Source organism: Cobetia sp. ICG0124 (assembly GCF_004006355.1).
GTDB lineage: Bacteria > Pseudomonadota > Gammaproteobacteria > Pseudomonadales > Halomonadaceae > Cobetia > Cobetia marina.
The window spans coordinates 236,632-254,089 of the sequence record NZ_CP024893.1; the positions used below are offsets into that span (position 1 = coordinate 236,632).

A 17,458-nucleotide genomic window follows, 5' to 3' on the forward strand; every position below is an offset into this window, starting at 1 on the left:
ATCAGGAAGCTCAGACGCTGGCTGTACGCCGTGCGGCTAGTCGTCGTTGCAGCGGCGTGAACACGCCCAGCCATGCCGTCGCGATCACGAACCCCAGCAGGGTGCCCGCCGCGACCCCCATGCTCGGGTAGCTGAGCGAGACCACCAGTGAATAGCACAGCAGCGAACCAAGGCCCGCCGGGTAGTGCTTGATCACGGTGGCGACAGCGGCCGGCCCCTGAGTCAGATGCAGAATGATCAACAGCGGATACATGGTGACAGGGAAGGCCGCCACCAGCCCGGCCCAGGACGGTGGCAACAGATGGGCCAGCGCGGTGATGCCGAACACGATGCCGGCCGCGAGGCCCGCACGCGCCAGCAGCGAAGGCCACGAGAACGGGGCCTTGCGACTGCGGGTTTCCGGTACGTCGCGGTACAGGCGCATGCACAGCATGATGGCGATCAGCGTCACGATCACGCCGCTGACACGGGTGAACTCGAACTGCGCCAGGATCACGCTGGCCGCCAGCCAGCCCAGCAGGCCACCCAGAGTACCGTTGATGACACCGCGCAGCCCCTCTGCACGCCCGCATAGCCAGTAACCGACCCCCAGGGCGAGGGTCGAGGAGAATCCGGCCAGCGTGTAGATGGCACTCTCACCGGCGAATTCGGGGGAAATCTCGACCCCGATGAAGCCCAGCGTGATGGCCGTGCCGAGCGGATAGCCGGACAGCAGCCCGGCCATGCGCGTCGAGAGACGCTCCGCGATCAACGACAGGCCGATCACCACCGCGACCGAAATCAGCAGCTTGAGCAGCTGCAGGCCAAGCTCCCCATGCAGTACCGCTGTCATCAAGTGGCGTCCCAGAACTGGCGGCGCAGTAGGGAGATCTTGCCCAGTGCCTTGCCGGAGGCCTGATGTCGGTGTGCCTCGGCGACTTCACGGAAGTCGAACTGGCGCTCGTCCAGGCGCACCTTGAACTCGCCTTCCTCGACCAGTTCCACCAGCTTGCCCAGTGCCTGACGCTGCTGCTCGTGACCGATGCCGGCGCTGAGCGGCAGCAGGATCGATAGTACTTCCAGGCTGCGACTACCGGCATGCAGCGGCGAGAGATCTGCCGTGGTGCGCGCATTGATGGTCACGATGCGCCCGCCCAGCCTGCTGGCGGCGAAGCTGGCGGCCAGGTTGTCACCCCCGACGCAATCGAAGACCAGATCAAAGCCCTGGCCAGCCGTCAGGCGCTCCACGTAGTCGGCCACCGCTTCCTCGCGGTAGCGAATGACGTGGTCCGCGCCACAGGCACGTGCCAGCTGCGCCTTGTCATCCGTGGAGACGGTCGTGGCGACTTCCGCACCGATGCAACGGGCGATCTGCAGTGCGACATGACCGACACCGCCGGCGCCGCCGTGAATCAGTACGCGTTGCCCCGCCTCCAGCTGGCCACGTTCCACCAGCGCCTGCCAGGCGGTGATGAACACTGCAGGCAATGCCGCGGCTTCCATGAAGCTCAGGCGGCGCGGCTTGCGGGTGATCAGACGCTCATCGGCGATCATGTAATCCGCCAGCGCCCCGGGGTGAGACGCGACACCCCCGGCAAATCCGAGCACTTCATCGCCCGGTGAGAAGGTCAGCACATCGTCTCCGACGGCATCGACGATGCCGGCGACATCACCATGCAGGATGCAGGGTTCGGGGGGGAGAAGGGCGACCTGCCCGCTGGCCAGCTTGAGATCGAGCGGGTTGACGCTGGAAGCGGCGACGCGAATGCGCACCTGTCCGGGGCCGGGTTCCGGCAGTGGGCATTGCGTGCATTCGAAGTCGGCATCCGGGCCGGGGTTGCGCAGCACCATGGCGTGCATGGAAGCGAGCATGAGACGTCCTCGTTGAAACGAATTCCGGCCAGTTCGGCCAGTGAGCGCCACACCCTACCCATTGCGCTGCGCCGCGGCAATGCGACTTGGGTGGTTTCCGCCGTCCTGGTGACGGAATTGCATGATCGACAACGAAAAAGCCCCTGCCGAAGGGCAGAGGCTTTGGGAGGTGTCACGCGTTCTGGCGCTTGGTCTCCTTGTCGATCGGGGCGATCTCGCCGGACTTCAGCTTGGCGAGGTACTGGCTCAGCTCGCGCTTCACGACCGGCATCAGGTAGTAGAGACCGATGATGTTGGCGATGGACATGGCGAAGATCATGGCGTCGGAGAAGTCGATGACCGGACCGAGGCTCATGGAGGAGCCGATGACCACGAAGGCGAGGAAGATCAGCTTGTAGACGATCTCGGCACCCTTGCTCTCACCGAACAGGTAGGTCCAGGCTTTCAGGCCGTAGTAGGACCAGGACAGCATGGTGGAGAAGGCGAACATCAGCACCGCCAGCGCCAGCACATACGGGAACCACGGGAAGGCGGTCTCGAAGGCGTAGGACGTCAGCTGGACGCCGCCGAGGCCTTCGACCTGATAGGCGCCGGTGATGACGATGACCAGTGCGGTCATGGTGCAGATGACGACGGTATCGATGAACGGTTCGAGCAGCGCGACGATGCCTTCGGTGGCCGGCTGGGAGGTCTTCACGGCAGAGTGGGCGATGGCGGCGGAGCCGATACCGGCTTCGTTGGAGAAGGCGGCGCGCTTGAAGCCCTGGATCAGTACGCCGACGATACCGCCGCCGACCGCGACCGGTGCGAAGGCACCTTCGATGATGGCGCCGAAGGCCGCCGGAATCGCGCTGAAGTTGAAGCCCAGGATGATGAGAGCCGCGATCACGTAGATGACCGCCATCATCGGCACCAGCTTCTCGGTGACGCGAGCGATGGACTTGATGCCGCCGATGATGACCATGCCGACGATGGCGGCCATCACGAGACCGAACAGCCAGCCGTAGCCGATCAGGAAGCTGGCATCACCGCCGGTGACGTTGACGGCCTGCTGATAGGACTGGTTGGCCTGGAACATGTTGCCGCCGCCGATGGAGCCGCCGATGGCGCAGATGGCGAAGAAGATCGCCAGGATCTTGCCAAGCCCGGCCTTGCCATTCTCCGCGAAGCCCTTGGACAGGTAGTACATCGGGCCGCCGGAGATGGAGCCATCGGGATTGACGTTGCGGTACTTCACGCCAAGGGTACATTCGCAGAACTTGGAGGCCATGCCGAGCAGACCGGCCAGAATCATCCAGAAGGTCGCGCCCGGCCCCCCCAGCGAGACGGCGACCGCGACACCGGCGATGTTGCCCAGCCCGACCGTGCCGGAAAGCGCGGTGGCCAGTGCCTGGAAGTGGGACACCTCGCCTTCATCCTTCGGGTCGGTGTAGTCGCCCTTGACCAGACGCACGGCATGCCCGAACAGACGGAACTGCACGAAGCCGAAATAGAGCGTGAAGACGACGGCAGCGATGATCAGCCAGCCGACGATCAGCGGGAACTGGGTGCCTGCCACCGGCACGGAATAGAAGATGGTGGAGACGATCGGATTGACGATCGGCCCGACGATGTCACTGATGGCCTGATCCATGCCTTCGGCACGGGCAGAGCCTGCGGCCATGAGCGCTGCCATGGCAGCAGCCCAGGGGGCAAGGGAGCGGAATCGACTCATGAGAAGGGACCTCGGGATCAGGGCACGACGGTGACGGGGACCGAGGCTTCCTGGATCAGATGCGCGGTCACGCTGCCGAAGATACGAGAGCGCATGCTCTCCCCCTTGCGACCGACGATGATCTGCTCGGCATTCACTTCCCGCGCCAGCAGGCTCAGGATCTCGGCGGCGTCACCGTGACGAACGCGGCCTTCCACCTGATACCCCTCCTTCTCGAGCTCCGTGATGGCAGGCGCGAGAACGCGCTCGCGTGCCAGCTTGATCTCGCTTTCACGGCGACTCGCACGCTGGGCGTTCTCTTCCGGCGTGTTGAAGCTGTAGGGCGACCATTCGACGACATAGCAGAGAATGATGCGGGTTTCGGGGCCGACCAGCGTCGCGACGCGCTTGGCGTGTGCGATGGCACTGTCGCCGCCCGGCGTTCCATCCAGTCCGACAATCAGGGAGGTGGTCATTGAGGCCAGCGGATTCTTGTTGAATTACCGTTCTTGGACGGTTGAAAGCACTTTACTCCTCGGCAGGTGCAGAAATCCCTGCGTTTATCATGCTTCATGAAACGGTGATTAAACGTAAGGAGACCGCGTTGTGCTTGCGGGTAAAAGGTGTCTTCGGACATGCACAAAGCCTTATGCTGTAGTCATTCCACGGGGTTGTCCTCAGGGGCTCGACGACAGTCTGCGCGACTGGAGCCGTGAGCACTATGGCTGGGAGATACCGCCGACTCAGTACATCAGGGCGAACAGCTGGCGGCGGAAGCGCACGGTCAGCTCATGGGTCGCGCCGAGGGCATCGAACACGCGCAGCAGCGTCTTGCGGGCCAGATCATCCCCGTATTGACGGTCGGTCTTCATCAGGCCGATCAGGGCATCGAGCGCCAGCTCGTAGTGGCCATCGGCAAGATCACGCATGGCGTATTGACGGTCGGTCTTCATCAGGCCGATCAGGGCATCGAGCGCCAGCTCGTAGTGGCCATCGGCAAGATCACGCATGGCGCGCTGGTAGCGGGCCTCGCTGTCATCCCGCTCGATCATGGCCTGGACCTCTTCCGGGCTCGGCGCCTCGGCGATGAGGATTCCTGCGCCAGCTGCTGGTAAATCGCCTTGGCGGTCGCCAGATCGCCGGTTTCCAGTGCGCTGGCGGCCTGCTCGACGAGGCTGGGGCCGGCACCGGCAGCAGGCATCACCTTGTGCTGCTCGAGGAACTGGCGAATCTCGGCTTCCGGACGGGCGCCGGTGAAGTTGCCTGCCAGACCGCCCTGGATGACCAGCTTGACGTCGGGTACCGAGCGCACTCCCAGCTGGGCAGCGATGTCCTGCTGTTCCTCGGCGTTCAGCTTGGCGAGGATGAAGCCACCGGCATACTCACGGGCCAGCATCTCGAGAATCGGCGTCAGGACGCGACAATGCTCGCTCTGGGGAGACCAGCAGTCCAACAGCACCGGTACCTGCTGCGAGGCCTCGAGGACCTGCTGCAGATTGCTCATGTCTGTCATTGCCGGTCAGTGGCTGGCCGGTATTGGGATCGATGATCATGATGCATGCCCCGGAACCGGCAGGGCGAGCTCGCTGACCACGGCCAGCCCGACCACTGCAGGTACCTTGCAGCTGGAGTGCTGGATGAGCACGACATCCCCGAGCTGCATCTCGCGCAGGAAGTTGCGCGCCTGATAGTTGCGCACGCCATCCCAGAGTGCCGGCGACTCGCGGCGCAGGTCTTCCAGCGAGAAGGCGTCGGGTTCGGTCTTGACCAGCCAGTGGCGCATGCAGGCACTCCTTCGAGACTGACGTGATGAGTGTGAAGGTGATGAGTGTGAAGGTGATGGGCGTGGAGAATGGGAGGAACAAGGGCCGGGCGCTGGCCTCGTCGATATCCTCGCACAGGAATGTCACGCATACGAAAAAGGCCTGATGCAGGGCATCAGGCCTTTCGAATTCTTGGTAGCGGGGACCGGATTTGAACCGATGACCTTCGGGTTATGAGCCCGACGAGCTACCAGACTGCTCCACCCCGCAACATCATGTGGTACTGCCATTTGCTCCAACTGCTGACGCATCAGAGGTTGGTAGCGGGGACCGGATTTGAACCGATGACCTTCGGGTTATGAGCCCGACGAGCTACCAGACTGCTCCACCCCGCATCAACGTGGGGCGTAGTATAAGGATATACAGTGCTGAGTCAACCGTTATCCCGTAATCAGCGGGCACAGGACGTTCCAGGAACAGGGAGAGACAATAACATGACGCAAACAGCACCCGTTGCATGGGTCACCGGTGGCACGGGTTCGAGAACATCGCGCTTTCCGGTATCGAACTGGACAACTTCGAAGCCTGTCAGGCAGGCGTCAATGAAATTCGCGAGCGATGAGCTACGAGCAGTGGCGCGAAGTCATCAACTGCAACCTCGATAGCGTCTTCAATACCTGCCGTGCCGTCATCAATGACATGCTGGAGCACAAGTACGGCCGCATCGTGAACATTTCCTCCATCAACGGCCGCAAGGGCCAGTTCGGTCAGGTGAACTACTCGGCCGCCAAGGCGGCGACCAAGGGCATCACCGTCAATACTCTGTCGCCGGGCTATATCGCCACCGACATGATCATGAAGATTCCGGAAGAGATTCGTGAATCCATCCGCGAGACGATTCCGGTCAAGCGTTATGGTCAGCCGGACGAGATCGCTCGCGCGGTGGCATTCCTCGCGGACGAGAAATCCGGTTTCATCACCGGTGCCAATCTGGACATCAATGGTGGCCAGTTCATGGGCTGATGTCCTCAGTGGTTGAACAGGGCATCGAAGCGCGGCAACTCGGCCTGCCAGGCTTCCCAGTCCAGCGGACCATTGGCCAGCAGCGCATCCAGCACCTCGTCGAGTTCCTCATCACGCTCAAGGCGCTCGCCCAGTTGCTGATTGATGCGGGCCACCTGAACGGTCAGGCGCCGCGATTCGTCTTCCGCACCTAGCGGCGCCTCGAACAGGATCGCCAGATGGACACGCAGCTCCGCGAGGCGCTCATTGGCGGCGTTGGCGCTGACCGGCTCGGCACGGCGCATCTGGTTGCGCGCGGCATTGGCCTGGCGGCTGGCATCGTCGAACGCCGATGACTCGGGGAGTTCGACATCCTCGATATTGCCCTGGCGTGCACTGGCATCGGCGACGGCATGTTGCTCCAGCAGGTCGCGCCACTGCTGCCATTCCTGGCGCAGCTGCTGGGCATGGAGTTCATCCAGGCGCTGTTCGCGACGCTTGAGAATGCCATTCCAGCGCCGACGCATGCCGTCACCGCGCTTGCCACGCGGCAGGGCACCCAGCGCGTCGGCTTCCTTGAGGGCGTCGTCCAGCTGGGCGGCGTCTTCCAGGGTCGTCGGTTCCCAGCTATCGAGGCGCTCGATCAGAGCCTGCCATTGTTCGAGGCGGACCTGCTCGCGCGTGTCACGCGCTTCACGGTCCTGATCACGTGCGGCGAAGATGCGGTCGCAGGCGGCGCGGAAGGCAGACCACAGGCGTTGCTCCTCGCCCTTGGGGGCACGGCCCAGTTCCCGCCAGCGAGTCTGCAGTGCCTTGGCCTGCTCGGCGCGCGCACGTGCCGGAGCGTCTTCATCGGCCAGCGCTTCGGCGGCGTCCACCAATGCCTGCTTGGCCGCGGCGATCTCGCCGGCGCGCTGGTCGATCAAGCCTTGCAGCGCGGTCAGCGCTTCACCGAAGCGATGCGACAGCTGGCGGCCCGGGCCTGCCGGTACCGGAGTGTGACGGCGCCACTCTTCGCGTGCGCGGTCGCGGATCTGGCGCAGGGCGTCCGGGTCCGCATCGCCCATGGCGTGTCCATTGAGCGATTCCAGCTGCTCACAGAGCGCCTCACGCATGGCAAGGTTGTGCTCGCGTGCCTGCTTGCGCGCTTCGCGGTAATCCTGCAGCTGTTGCTTGATGCTGTCCGAGGCGCTGCGGAAGGACTGGCTGGACTCACGGCTGGCAGCGGCATCGCCCAGGCTGCGCCACTGCTGAATCAGTTGCTGATGCTGGCGGTCGCGCTGCTCATCACTGAGGTCCTCGCGCTCGGCCAATGTGGTGATGGCTTCCAGCAGCTGTTCACGCTTGGGAGCGGCGACGAAGTTCTGCCAGTCACGCAGCTCCGCGACGCGAGCGCCCAATTGACGAAGGCGCGTCTGACGCTCGCTGTCGAGCTGGCCTTCGGTGCGGTCGCGCAGTGAACGATGCAGGCGACTGGCGGGCTTGAGCTTGCCGGCTTCCAGGTAGGTGTCCAGCTGATCCAGTTCGGCGCTGATGGCTTCCAGATTAAGTGGCACAGCTGATGGCGATACCAGGCATCGAGCGGGTCCTGCAGCTGTTGCTGCAGGCGCTGATGACGTTCGAGCAGCTCGGCAGGGGCCGAGAACTGGTCGGTCAGCTCGCGCCAGCGTTCGTCGGCGGCCGGCAGTCGCTCCCACTCTCGCAGCAGCGAGCGATAGCGTGATGGCACGCTGTCTTCCCAGGCCTGACGCGGCAGCTTCTCCATCTGACCCCAGGCGGCCAGTGAGGCGGGAAAGCAGTCCGGTCATGAGAGAGCGGTTATCCAGGCAAAAAAATAGAGGGGCGCAACAGCGGCCAGTCACTCGGCGGGGTGACGGCGCATGAATTTCGTCACCCCGCTATCTTATCAGTCACGAGGCCATGTTGTGTGGTCTCACGCGCCCATCGGTGCGTCGTGGCCTCGCGACACCTGACAGTGTGGACTGCTGGCCGTATCATCAGTTGCAGCGCCGTGTCAGCTCACATAGCTTTGTTCAGCAGAGCGATGTCACGAGTGTCGGAGGGTGTCACTTCCCTCACGCAACCCGGAGTCAGGTCATGAGTCTCAGTACGGACAGGGCCTCCCAGGCCTTCACCTTCAAAGGCGGTATGCTGCCGATGACGGTCATGGAACTGGTCAGTGGAGACCCGGAGCAGATCCGTGCCCAACTGGTCAGCAAACTCAGCCAGTCCCCCGCCTTCTTTCAGCACACGCCGGTGGTGTTGAGCGTCGAGAAGCTCGACGAGCCGCACCTGGCGCTGGAGCGTATCTGCGCCGTGTGTCGCGGCCACAAGCTGTTGCCGGTGGCGGTGCGCGGTGGTGGCGACCCGGTGCGCCAGTCTGCCTGGGCATTGGGTCTCGGGTGGTTCCCGCCCCAGGAAAATCGCGGCCGGACGCTGGAGTCCGTGCCGCCGGTCACGACTGGGTGCCGGCCCATGCCAGCAAGGTTTACCGTGGTACCGTGCGCTCAGGGCAGCAGGTCAGCGCGCCAGAGGGTGATCTGGTGATCATCGGTGCCGTGAATGCCGGTGCCGAGATTCTGGCCGCCGGCAGCGTGCACATCTATGGCGCCCTGCGCGGCCGGGCGCTGGCCGGTATCCATGGCGATCGCAATGCCAGCATCTACTGCAAGGAACTGCATGCCGAGCTGCTTTCGGTAGCGGGAACCTACAAGCGGCTGGACGACATCGACAACCGTCTGCTGGGTGCCAGTGTCGAAGTCGTGCTCGAACACGACCAGCTTTGTATCGCACGCCTCGGTTGAGTGATGCCGGCGTGCCTCGAACGATATCCAATATTTACCGGTGATCCCCGTTTCACGGGGGACTCTCAGCAAGGAAGATACCTTTGGCCAAGATTATCGTAGTGACGTCAGGCAAGGGCGGAGTCGGCAAGACGACCAGCGCCGCCGCCATTGCCACCGGACTGGCTCTGCGCGGCAACAAGACCGTCGTGATCGATTTCGATGTGGGTCTGCGCAACCTGGATCTGATCATGGGTTGCGAGCGGCGCGTGGTCTACGACCTCGTCAACGTCATCCAGGGCGAGGCCAATCTCAAGCAGGCGCTGATCCGCGACAAGCGCATCGACAACCTGCATATCCTTCCGGCCTCCCAGACCCGTGACAAGGATGCGCTGACGCTGGAAGGCGTCGAGAAGGTGCTCGAAAGCCTGCGGGAAGAATTTGACTACGTCATCTGTGACTCCCCGGCCGGTATCGAGCGCGGTGCCCAGCTGGCGATGTACTTCGCGGATGAAGCGGTGGTGGTCACCAACCCGGAAGTCAGCTCGGTGCGCGATTCCGATCGCATCATCGGTCTGCTGTCTTCCAAGACACGCCGTGCCGAGAGCGGCGATTCTCCGGTGCGCGAACACCTGTTGATCACCCGCTACCATCCGGCGCGCGTGACCGGGGGTGACATGCTGAATCTGACGGACATCCAGGAAATCCTGTCGATCCCGCTGATCGGCCTGATTCCCGAGTCGGAGGCCGTGCTGCGCGCCTCCAACCAGGGGGTGCCGGTGACCCACGACCAGAAGAGCGATGCTGGTCAGGCCTATGTGGACTGCGTTTCCCGCCTGTTGGGCGAGGAAGTCCAGCTGCGCTTCCATGAAGTCGAGAAGCGCGGTCTGCTGGCCAGAATGTTTGGAGGGGGGCGCAAGTGAAATTACTGGATTTTCTGAAGCGAGAGCGCAAGAAGACGGCCAATGTCGCCAAGGAGCGGCTGCAGATCATCGTGGCTCACCAGCGCAGTCAGCGTGACCAGCCGGACTACATGCCGATGCTGGAGCGTGAGCTGCTGGAGGTGATTCGCAAGTACGTTCAGGTCGATCAGGATGCCATCAACATCTCGCTGGACCGCGAGGATGATTGTTCGGTGCTCGAGCTGAACGTCACTCTGCCGCGCCCCGGCGAGGCATGAGGGGCGCGGTGTTCTGGCATGTGCATTTTCTGACCGTCCGCGTGGAGATTTCCTGTGGCAGAGCCCACCTTCCTGTGGCACGACTACGAGACCTTCGGCGCCGACCCGCGCCGCGACCGTCCATCGCAGTTTGCCGCCATTCGTACTGATGCGGAGCTCAACGAGATCGGTGAGCCGCTGACGCTCTTCTGCAAGCCCGCTGACGACTTCCTGCCTCATCCGATGGCATGCCTGATCACGGGGATCACGCCGCAGCAGGCCGAGCGTCGCGGCCTGCCGGAGGCCGAGTTCGCCGGGCGCATCAACGACGAGATGAGCGTGCCGGGCACCTGCTCGGTGGGCTACAACAGCCTGCGTTTCGATGATGAAGTCAGCCGTCACCTGTTCTATCGCAACTTCCTCGACCCCTACGGGCGTGAGTGGCAGAACGGCAATTCGCGCTGGGACCTGATCGATGTGGTGCGTGCCTTCCATGCGCTGCGCCCCGAGGGGATCGAGTGGCCCCGGCGCGAGGACGGAGCCCCCAGCTTCCGTCTGGAAGATTTGACGGCCGCCAATGGCATCGAGCATGCCGGCGCGCACGATGCCCTGGTCGATGTGCGGGCCACCATCGCCCTGGCGCGTCTGCTCAAGTCACGCAATGCCCGGCTGTTCGAGTATCTGCTCAAGCTGCGCAACAAGCGTCATGTCGCCAGCCTGCTGGACATCGGTGCGCGCAAGCCGATGCTGCACATCTCACGTCGCTATCCGGCCTCGCGAGCATGCGGTGCGCTGGTGGTGCCGCTGGCGGAGCACCCCTCCAATGCCAATGGCGTCATCGTCTATGACCTGTCGGTGGACCCGGCACCGCTGATGGATCTCACTCCCGAGGAGATTCGGGCGCGGGTGTTCGCCAGTGCGGATGACCTGGCGGAAGGTGAGGAGCGCATCCCCCTCAAGGTCATTCATCTCAACAAGAGTCCGGTGCTGATGCCGGCGACGGCGCTCAAGGATGTCTCCGGCCCTCACCAGGGGGAATACGGCGAGATCGTCGCGCGCCTCAAGCTCGACCCTGCACGATGTCGTGAGCACTGGAAGTGGCTCAAGGACAATGCGGGGGTCGGAGTGAAGGTCGCCCAGGTGTTTGCCGAGACGCCGCCGGCCGGCCCGGCTGACCCGGACCTGATGCTCTATTCGGGAGGCTTCTTCTCGCCCGCGGACCGCAAGGAGATGGAGCGCGTGCGTGCCTCTCACCCCGAGGCGCTGGATGACACGCCCTTCGCCTTCCAGGATGGGCGACTCGAGGAGATGCTGTTCCGCTACCGCGCACGCAGCTACGGCTACACGCTTGATTCAGCCGAGCGGGAGCGCTGGGAGCAGTGGCGCTGGGAGCGCATGAATGACGAGCAGGTCGCCAGCCTGACCGTGAAGGGCTTCGTCAGCGAGATCCAGCGTCTGGCCCAGAACGAGCAGGATTCGGCGCGCGTGCAGATTCTGGAAGAACTGGCGATGTATGTGGAAGGCATCATGCCGCCACAGGCCTTTGGCTGATTCAATGCTTGGCATTGCCCGCAGGTTGCGCCGAGGGAGCGGCGGTGGTGGCACCGTGCTCGGCACGTGGCGCCTCCGGCAACAGGGGGAGCGCGAGCGTCGGCAGGCGCTGATCGAAGTCGCTGGGGATCTCGGGATCAAAGGCCAGTTCCAGCGGCGCCGCCTGAGTCACCTGCTGCCAGGCGTCACGGATATCCTGGACGCTGACCTGCTCCACGGCGTGGATCAGCTGCTGGCGGCGATCAAAGTCGGTCCAGCCGAAGCTCAGTTCGCTCCAGTTGCGTGATGCAAGCTCGGAGAGGCGGCGCGGCTTCTGCTCGAGACCATCGATCACTGCACTGCGATAGCTGGCGAGCGTGGCCTCATCCAGCGCCGTGATGCGCTCATCGAAGGTCGTGAAGAAGGCATCCATGCGCGAGAACAGGGTCTTGCTGTCCTTGGAAGGCGACTGGACCAGCAGGCTCAGGCCCGGGGCATCCAGCATGGGGGAGTAGCTGGCCGAGACGATGTAGCCCAGTTGCTCATCGGTGCGCAGCCGGCTGTAGAACGGGGCTTCGATCAGCTGGCCCAGCACGGCCAGACTGGCCTGACTCTCGAGCGTGCGATCCTTGCCCTGCAGGTAGCGCAGTGCGCCGGCATCACCGCGTGAGCTCTCCGGTCGCAACGCGAGGGGCTGGTCCACCCGGTGGATGGCAAGCTCCGGGATGCCGTCGCGCGTGACGCGGGGGGCCAGGCCATTGATCACCAGCTGACCGGTCTCGCGTGCCTGAGTGTCGCTCAGGTTGCCTGTCACCATGGCCTGGACATGCAGGCGTGCCAGGAAGCGCTTGCGGAAGGCGTCCAGACGTTCGCTGGTGACCTGCGCCAGCACGTCCTGCTGCTGCGAGACGGTGGTGGGCTGGCCGACCAGCGCTTCACTGAGACTGCGGCCCAGCTGCGTATACAGGGGCGCCTGGGCGCGATTGCTCAGGCTGCGTGTCATGCGCTGCGTGATGCGTGCCAGTCGTTGAGAGTCGATGTCACCATTGACCAGTTGATCCAGCACCTCGCGCATTTCCGGCTGCTGGCCGTCGCGCCAGCCACTGAACTGCAGCGTGATGCCGCGGCCATGGGCATAGGCCAGAGCATCCTGTCCGGCCAGACGTGCCGGGTACAGGCGGGCATTCAGGCTGTCGTTCAGCCATGCCGCCAATACGCGACTCATGACTTCATCCTCGACCGAGGCACTCACGGCGGGGTTGAGCAGCCCGAAGCGCCACTCGGCCTTCGGGACCCCGAAACTGTCATCACCCTGATACCAGAGTTCGGCACCGGGCTCGTCGATCAGCTGACGTGGCGGCGCATCGGGCAGATTCAGGACCTGAAAGTCGCTGGCCAGATAAGGGTTGGGAGCCGGAAGGGCAAGCCGGGCGGCCAGCGAGGGATCGTCTCCGGCACGGGCGACGGCATCGTCCGTGAGGCGCGTCAGGGTATAGGGCGCCTTGAACCATTTGCCCTGTTGCTCTCCCGTGACATCAGGGCCGGAGTAGACCTCCAGCAGATTCTCTGGCGTCAGGCGATCAAGGGTCGACTCGATCAGCTCGGCGTCATAGTCCTGCATCAGGTAGGGCGCGGCCAGCACATCCTTGACCGGATAGCGCGTCATCATCATGGCCAGGCTGCTGGCCAGGTCCACGGGAGAGCTGCGCTGCTGGAAGCGGAATTCCTGCTCGCCCAGCGCCGCCTGCTCCTTGTAGCGCCACTCCTTCAAGCCCTGCTGGCGAATCAATGCCAGATAGTCGAACAGCGCGGCGCGGATTTCCGGCTGGTGCCGGGCGCCTTCGGGCGTCAGGGTGACATTGATGCTGAGCAGGGCATTCTCGCCATCGCTCGGGCCGCCGCCGGCCGAGAGCCCATCCGCCCAGCCCTTGTCCTTGAGCACCGCCAGCAGGCTGCCTTCCCCTTCATGTCCGATGAGGTTGGCAAGATAGCTGACCGGTTTGACGCGATACTGCGCGACGGGGTCCTCGATGGGGAACATGAAGTCGAGCTCGCGCTCCTGCTTGAGTGCCTTGACCTCCACGCGTGCGGGCAGCTCATCGGCAGTGACCAGCGGCGCGTCGATCTGTGGCCGTGAGAGCTCGCGATTCGGGACATCGGAGAAGTTGTGGCGCGTCAGTGACTCCAGCGTATCCAGCGATTGGGGGCCGACCAGGGTGAGGCGCATCACGCCGGCGCCGTAATGCGCCTGATAGAAGTCCACCAGGCGTTGGCGCAGGCTGCCGGCCTCGCTGTCCTTGAGTGTCTCGAGGCTGCCGACGCTGAAGCGGTTGAAGGGGTGATCTGGATTGAGTGCCTGCTCGACAGCCTCATTCACGCGCCGCCCGTCATCCTGCAGGCGTGCCTGATATTCGGAATGCACGGCATGACGCTCGCGGTCGACGTAGTCGGCATTGAACTGTGGTGCGACGAAGAAGCGGGCAAAGCGCGGCAGGGCCTCGGCGAAGGCATCCGGTGCGATATCGAAGAAGTAGTTGGTGTCCTGGCTGGCGGTGAAGGCGTTGTGCTGCCCGCCGTGACGGGTGATGAATTCCTGATAGGCATCAGGCTCTGGATAACGATCGGTGCCGAGGAACAGCATATGCTCGAGGAAGTGAGCAAGTCCGGGAACGTCATCGGGGTCCTGGGCGCTGCCCACCTCCACGTCCATGGCAGCGGCAGCCTTGTCAGCCGCCGGGTCGCTCACCAGCAGCACCTTGAGGCCATTGTCGAGCGTCAGGCTGCGATAGTCGCGCTGGTCATTGGCGCTCTTGATCACCGGGCCTGCCTGTCGCGGAACATGCGTCGCGTTTCCAGCGACTCGGCGCGCGCCACGTGGGGCGCGTGGTCCATGACCTCCAGCCAGCTGGGCGTCAGCCCCCAGAGCGCTGGCACCTGGCGAAGCCTCGGGCCTTCCAGGCGCAGCATCGAGACCGGCAGGCGCGGAGCGCGATTGGCGCTCACCAGGCGCTCGCGAGAGCCCCGCTGCACGCGGCAGTCGCCAGCATGCCACACCTTGGTGGCGCTTGCGTTTGTGCTCAGTCTCGATATGCTGGACGGAAACACTGTTCGATTCAATGGCTGACACGGGGCGCTTCAAGAGAGCACCAGAGGAATTCGATGGCCCGTCCACGTCAGCATGCACCGGAAGCGCTGCATGCGCGGGTAATGGAGACATGCGATGAATGGCTCAAGCAGCAGCCCGTTCACGCCTTGTCCTTGCGCAACCTGGCTCGACCCTGGACCGTCTGCGCGATGCGATTGCCGGGCAGGAGACCCCGAGCCCCTCCCAGCGTCTCAAGGCATTGGCGCGAGCCTATTGGGGCTTTGCCCAGCGCGACCCCTATCGCTGGCAGCTGCTGTTCGATTTCCCGCTGGCTCAGGAAGGGGAGCTGGATCAGCGTCAGAACGCCATGATCGAAGGCTTGTTCGAGCGAGTGGAGCTGGCTCTGGTCGAGTACGCTCCCAAGGTGGAGTCAGTGGAAGCCAAGCGCATGGCGCGAACCCTGTGGGGCAGCGTGCATGGCCTGGTCCAGCTGGGCATGAATGAACGCCTGGGTCTGTGGCAAGGACAGCCGCTGGAAGTCACGGAACTGCTCGACCAGCTGCTGGATACCATGCTGGCGGGGCTCAAGGTGCGCAGCGAGGCTGCAGGCTCGGGGGATGCCACGGAAGCAGGGCGATGAGTCGAGACCTTCTGCGGCGGCCACGCTTTGCCCCCTTCTTCTGGACCCAGGCCCTCGGGGCCTTCAATGACAATCTCTTCAAGAACGCGCTGCTGCTGCTGCTGACCTTCGTGGTCATCGAGCAGCGCGGTTGGGACACCGGCGTCGTCAACAATCTGGCCGCCGGGTTGTTCATCCTGCCTTTTCTGCTGTTTTCCGCCTGGGGCGGCCTGCTGGCGGACCGCCTCGACAAGCAGCGGCTGATCGTCAGGCTCAAGTGGCTGGAGCTTGCCACCATGAGCGTGGCGGCGGGTGCCTTGATCTTCGAGGCCTGGGAGCTCTTGCTGGCGCTGCTGTTCATGATGGGCACCCAGTCCGCGCTGTTCGGCCCGGTCAAGTACGCCATCCTGCCTCAGCATCTCAAGGCCGATGAGCTGGTCAGTGGCAATGCCTGGGTCGAACTGGGCACCTTCCTCGCCATTCTGATCGGTACCCTGGCGGCCGCGGCCTTGATGGCGCTGGGCGGTGAGCTGGCGCGCTGGGCGCTGTCGGCATCGCTGGTGTCGCTGGCGGTGCTTGGCGTACTGGCTGCCATGCGCATTCCGCCGGCGCCTTCCGCTTCTCCGGGGCCGGTGCCCTGGCGGCCGCTGTCCGGCAGCGTGGCGGTGATGCGCGAGGGGCTGAGCAATCGTCGGCTACGCTGGGCGCTGCTCGGCATCAGTGCGTTCTGGTTCCTCGGCGCGAGCTATCTGACGCAATTGCCGGCGTATGCGCGGGATATCGTCCATGGGGCCGAAGGGGCGACATCGGCCCTGCTGGCGGCCTTTGCCATCGGCATTGGCCTGGGGTCGCTGGCCTGTGAGCGTGTCTCGCGCGGACGACTCGAGACAGGGCTTGTGCCCTTCGGGGCGCTGATCATCTTTGCCGGCGGGCTGGACCTTGCCTTGCGCCCGGCGCTGGCTGAGGCCCAGATGGCCACGCCGCTGATCGAGCTGCTGGGCATCGCCGGATTCTGGCGCATGTGGCTGGATCTCGGCGTCATCGGCTTCGGCGGCGGCCTGTATATCGTGCCGCTCTACACGCTGTTGCAGCTGCGCAGCCCCGAGGACCATCGCGCGCGCATGATCGCGGCCAACAATGTGCTCAATGCCTTGCTGATGGTGCTCTCGGCCGGTGCCGGCATTCTGGTGCTGGGCGTGATGGGGCGTGATATTCCGGACTTCCTGCTGTTGCTGTCCTTGATCAGCGGATTGATCGCGGTGATCTGCATGCTGCGTGACCCGCGGCCCTTCCTGCGGCTGATCATCTTCATCCTCATTCACCTGATGTATCGGCTGCACCTCAAGGGGCGCTGGCGGATACCGGCGGAAGGCGCGGCACTGGTGGTGTGCAACCACGTCAGCTTCATGGATGCGCTGATACTCGGCGGCGCCAGCCCGCGCCCATTGCGGTTTCTGATGGATGCCGAGATCTATCACTCTCCCTGGCTGAAATGGTTCTTCCGCATTGCGGGGGCCATTCCGGTGGATTCCTCGCGCAAGGACCCCGCCGGTGTGCGTCGTTCACTGGAAGAGGTCGGCAAGGCGCTGCGCGATGGCGAGGTGGTCATGATCTTCCCGGAAGGCAAGCTGACGCGAGATGGGGAAGTGGGACGCTTCCGGCGTGGGCTGGAGCTGATCCTCGCGCGTGATCCGGCGCCGGTGATCCCGATGGCTCTGGGGGGGCTGTGGGGGTCGTGGTTCTCCCACGGCGGCGGGCCGGCCTTTGCCAAGTGGCCGCGTCGCCTGCGTGGTCGGGTGGAGTTGTGCGTCGGTCGCACCTTCGCGCCGGAGAACGTCAAGGCTGCGGAGCTGGAAGAGGCCGTGCGCGATCTGCATCGCAAGGCGACACGCCTGGCGGACTGCCGGCGGCGCTGGAGCTGCTGCCGTGGGCGGCAGGCTGATTGGATGGCGCGGTGTGGCGGGTGACCCAGA

The 17,458-nt window shown here is 64.2% G+C and carries 15 protein-coding genes, 2 tRNA genes and 2 pseudogenes; 7 read left to right on the forward strand and 12 right to left on the reverse strand.

The genetic code is table 11. The features are described from left to right. Positions 1–10: 10 nt before the first annotated feature. The 9 genes from CU110_RS01175 to CU110_RS01210 form a co-directional block, all read right to left on the reverse strand. Positions 11–832, reverse strand: a complete 822-nt coding sequence (locus CU110_RS01175) for a hypothetical protein (RefSeq protein ID WP_084207779.1) — start codon at positions 830–832, stop codon at positions 11–13. Further along, positions 832–1,851: a zinc-binding dehydrogenase gene (locus CU110_RS01180; protein WP_205694052.1), complete on the reverse strand. Its 1,020-nt coding sequence runs from the start codon at positions 1,849–1,851 to the stop codon at positions 832–834. Before CU110_RS01180 ends, CU110_RS01175 begins: the two co-directional genes overlap by 1 nt. Before the next feature lie 172 nt (positions 1,852–2,023). Further along, a complete protein-coding gene (locus CU110_RS01185) occupies positions 2,024–3,565 on the reverse strand; it encodes an alanine/glycine:cation symporter family protein (RefSeq protein ID WP_084207780.1) in 1,542 nt (513 codons plus the stop codon). A gap of 17 nt (positions 3,566–3,582) precedes the next feature. Continuing rightward, on the reverse strand, positions 3,583–4,020 hold the full coding sequence (locus tag CU110_RS01190; protein WP_077373569.1) for a universal stress protein: 438 nt from the start codon (positions 4,018–4,020) through the stop codon (positions 3,583–3,585). 267 nt (positions 4,021–4,287) lie between these two features. Then, entirely contained in the window at positions 4,288–4,596 is a 309-nt protein-coding gene (locus CU110_RS16420; protein ID WP_240665433.1) for a tetratricopeptide repeat protein, read from the reverse strand. Then, a complete protein-coding gene (locus CU110_RS16425) occupies positions 4,593–5,048 on the reverse strand; it encodes a thioredoxin domain-containing protein (protein ID WP_240665434.1) in 456 nt (151 codons plus the stop codon). The genes CU110_RS16420 and CU110_RS16425 overlap by 4 nt, the downstream gene beginning before the upstream one ends. Before the next feature lie 45 nt (positions 5,049–5,093). Then, complete coding sequence (locus CU110_RS01200; protein WP_127734364.1) at positions 5,094–5,327, reverse strand: EVE domain-containing protein; 234 nt, start codon at positions 5,325–5,327, stop codon at positions 5,094–5,096. A 173-nt stretch (positions 5,328–5,500) separates the two neighbouring features. Further along, a tRNA-Met gene (locus tag CU110_RS01205) sits at positions 5,501–5,577 on the reverse strand. Between the two features lie 48 nt (positions 5,578–5,625). Beyond that, a tRNA-Met gene (locus CU110_RS01210) sits at positions 5,626–5,702 on the reverse strand. A gap of 223 nt (positions 5,703–5,925) precedes the next feature. Between CU110_RS01210 and CU110_RS01215 the strand changes: the two genes are divergently transcribed. Next, a complete protein-coding gene (locus CU110_RS01215; RefSeq protein ID WP_240665435.1) occupies positions 5,926–6,330 on the forward strand; it encodes an SDR family oxidoreductase in 405 nt (134 codons plus the stop codon). Between the two features lie 5 nt (positions 6,331–6,335). Here CU110_RS01215 and CU110_RS01220 read toward each other — a convergent pair whose 3' ends face one another. Further along, positions 6,336–7,865, reverse strand: a complete 1,530-nt coding sequence (locus tag CU110_RS01220) for a DUF349 domain-containing protein (protein WP_164850241.1) — start codon at positions 7,863–7,865, stop codon at positions 6,336–6,338. 541 nt (positions 7,866–8,406) lie between these two features. Between CU110_RS01220 and minC the strand changes: the two are divergent. From minC to sbcB, 4 genes and pseudogenes are all read left to right on the forward strand, one after another. Next, positions 8,407–9,113: pseudogene (minC, locus tag CU110_RS01225) on the forward strand (septum site-determining protein MinC). Between the two features lie 83 nt (positions 9,114–9,196). After that, positions 9,197–10,015, forward strand: coding sequence for a septum site-determining protein MinD (gene minD / locus CU110_RS01230; protein ID WP_084207785.1), 819 nt, complete (start codon positions 9,197–9,199; stop codon positions 10,013–10,015). After that, entirely contained in the window at positions 10,012–10,272 is a 261-nt protein-coding gene (minE, locus tag CU110_RS01235; RefSeq protein ID WP_043336475.1) for a cell division topological specificity factor MinE, read from the forward strand. Before minD ends, minE begins: the two co-directional genes overlap by 4 nt. Before the next feature lie 54 nt (positions 10,273–10,326). Continuing rightward, positions 10,327–11,802 carry an exodeoxyribonuclease I gene (gene sbcB / locus CU110_RS01240; RefSeq protein WP_084207786.1) on the forward strand — a complete coding sequence of 492 codons (1,476 nt, stop codon included), beginning with the start codon at positions 10,327–10,329 and terminating at the stop codon, positions 11,800–11,802. Position 11,803: 1 nt separating this feature from the next. Here sbcB and CU110_RS01245 read toward each other — a convergent pair whose 3' ends face one another. Then, positions 11,804–14,599: an insulinase family protein gene (locus tag CU110_RS01245; RefSeq protein ID WP_164850242.1), complete on the reverse strand. Its 2,796-nt coding sequence runs from the start codon at positions 14,597–14,599 to the stop codon at positions 11,804–11,806. Further along, complete coding sequence (locus tag CU110_RS15660; RefSeq protein WP_164850243.1) at positions 14,596–14,811, reverse strand: SOS response-associated peptidase; 216 nt, start codon at positions 14,809–14,811, stop codon at positions 14,596–14,598. The genes CU110_RS01245 and CU110_RS15660 overlap by 4 nt, the downstream gene beginning before the upstream one ends. Before the next feature lie 129 nt (positions 14,812–14,940). On the opposite strand from CU110_RS15660, the pseudogene CU110_RS01250 reads away from it, so the two are divergent. Both CU110_RS01250 and CU110_RS01255 read left to right on the forward strand, forming a co-directional pair. Further along, a pseudogene (locus tag CU110_RS01250) lies at positions 14,941–15,506 on the forward strand (TetR-like C-terminal domain-containing protein). Further along, complete coding sequence (locus tag CU110_RS01255; RefSeq protein WP_127734370.1) at positions 15,503–17,452, forward strand: MFS transporter; 1,950 nt, start codon at positions 15,503–15,505, stop codon at positions 17,450–17,452. Before CU110_RS01250 ends, CU110_RS01255 begins: the two are co-directional and overlap by 4 nt. Positions 17,453–17,458 lie beyond the last annotated feature (6 nt).